Here is a 2436-nt window from a genome sequence, read left to right on the forward strand (position 1 = left end):
TGATGATCTCACCACCGTATACTTTCTTTTCCGTGTCGTTTCCATCGGTGCTGAAGCCCTTTTTAACGAGAAGGATATATTCCGGCTCCTCGAAATCCTTGACAAAGAAAGAACCCCTGTCGGCTGAAACACCATCCATTGAGATCTGCAGCAGCACGGACATGAACTTCTCGAAGTTAAAGACGGTCCGCACTGCCTCAAAGAGGCTCTGCGGTTGTATCTCCCGTTCAATCGGCTCTGACCCAATTTGCAAAAGAATAAGATCCTCATTGCTGACGATGCGGTTTCCTCCCAGCCTTTGGGAAGCATTGAGCGCAGACTCCGCCTTTTGTAAAAGGTCTTTTCCGTCGTAGGCATCCTGGGGGTATGCCGCCAAGCCGATACTCACCGTCATCTTCTGATTTCTCTGGTACATGTCATCATTGAACGTGTGGCCTGCAACGTTTCCCAGAATTCTCTCCGCAACAACCAGGGATTCGTTCGAACCGGTGCCGGGAAGAATGAGGCCGAACTCATCCGACCCGATCCTCGCCACGGTATCAACTTCCCTGATCGAATCTTTCAGAATGTCTGACACCTCCTGGAGGGCTAGATCACCGAATGTGCTTTTGTAGCGCTCGTTATAGGCCTTGAAATTATCAAGATCCGTTAAAAGAACCGTGAGGGCTTTACCTGTCCTCCTCGACTTCAGGATTTCCTGTTCAATCCTCTCGTGAAATATTCTTCTGTTGAAGAGTGAGGTGAGGGGGTCGTAGAAGGCATAGTAAAGGAGGTTTTTTTTGCTCTCGGCAATCTTTGAGAACAGATCTCCATAAAATGACAGATTCCACAAAATCTTGATCTCAAGTGGCGTGAAAACGTGGCCGCCTCTTGCTATGAAACCAATGGCGCCCTTGAACACATTGTCAACTCTGAGCGGATATACGGCAAATGAGCTCGTTTTCAGATCTTCGAGCACCTGGTCAACAACAGCATGTTTACCACTGACGAACATGAGCGGTTTTTTGGCTGATTGGACCACCTTGAGGGGCAAGTATTCGCCATAGGGTGATGGAATGCCGTCAGTCTCAACAGAGCCCCCGGCGTGAAGCAGGTAGTCCCCGCTGAGATCATTGAACGTAAATGTGATAACTCCCGAGACCTGAGGAACAATTCCAATCAGGTAGCTTGAAAAATTCGAATAAAATTCCTCCTCATTGGTGAAAGTGAGAAACAGTGGGTATTTCAACAGGGCATTGACATGGGCTCCAAGGCTGGAAAGCTCCCCCTCATCCATCTCGGGCGGGAAGTCAACGTAATAATCGTTGACGATCTTTTTTATTTCCGTTTCATTCCACATTTTTGCTTTGATTCTCTCTCCGAGTCATATCAAATAACATGCCCTTTCCTTAACAATTACAAACTCTTTGTTTCAAATAGTTTTTTTGTCTTGGCCTCGCCAATTTCCTGTAAATTAAGAAATATTTTACCCTTTTTGTCAATATTATTTCACATTATTTATTATCATAGTAGTTACAACGAAATGAAATCTTCTGTCAATCGCGTTTTTTCGATCTTCTCTGATTGATGTTTGACAGAAGAGTTGTTAAGAAAAGTTATTTTTTTAAAAAAAAAAAGAGCCGTGAATTTCCATCTCCGGCTCTCTGTTTTTCTGGTAGCGGGGGTAGGATTCGAACCTACGACCTTCGGGTTATGAGCCCGACGAGCTACCAGACTGCTCCACCCCGCGTCAATGATTATTTTTAACCTGACTACTATATCCCCCGCGCAGCGTTTTTGTCAAGGAAAGAAAATCTGTATCAGCATCGGCGTATATTGACTGGCAGGGAAACTGCAGGTTCGGTTCCTTGCAAAAAAAAAGGCGGCAGCCTGAAAGGCCGCCGCCCGGACATTCGACCATTAATCGTGTTTCGGTCTCCTGAGCAAGACCACGCACACGATGGCAATAACGCAGAAAAGGGCCAACGAGAAGTAGGTCTTGTTGTAGCCGGCAGCCACGTTACCCGCATCCTTCGCAGCCTGCACGACCCCCGCGAAGTACTTGGGTACGGTGAAGCCGGCCACGCCCCATGCGGTGAACACGAGGCCGTAGTTCGCGCCCAGGTTCTTCGTGCCCCAGAAGTCCGCTGTTATCGACGGCTGAAGGGCGAAGTTTCCACCGTAGGAGAAGCCGACGGCGCAGAGGCCGATCAGCACCTGCCAGAAGTTCGTGGCGTTCCTGAGCAGGAAGAGGCAGGCGACTATGTAGAAGGCAAGCAAGCCGATATACGCCCCCTTTCGCCCGATCTTATCCGATGTGGCACCCCAGGCGAGACGCCCCACCCCGTTGAATATCGACATGATCCCTAGCGCTGTTCCTCCCGTCATAACCGCAGTAGCACCGGCAAGCTCCTTGACGATCGGTTTTGCCTGCCCGATCGCGACCTGCCCAACGGC

General features: G+C 49.1%; 2 protein-coding genes and 1 tRNA gene. All 3 read right to left on the reverse strand.

From position 1 onward, the window contains the following. Window positions 1-1339, reverse strand: a 1339-nt coding sequence (locus tag GTN70_10925; GenBank protein NIO17478.1) for a diguanylate cyclase, incomplete at its 3' end; no start/stop codon positions are given. A gap of 313 nt (window positions 1340-1652) precedes the next feature. Next, window positions 1653-1729, reverse strand: a tRNA-Met gene (locus tag GTN70_10930). A 170-nt stretch (window positions 1730-1899) separates the two neighbouring features. Continuing rightward, window positions 1900-2436: MFS transporter (locus GTN70_10935; protein NIO17479.1), on the reverse strand; the 537-nt coding region annotated here is incomplete at its 5' end.

This window comes from Deltaproteobacteria bacterium, from assembly GCA_011773515.1.
GTDB lineage: Bacteria > Desulfobacterota > Deferrimicrobia > J040 > J040 > WVXK01.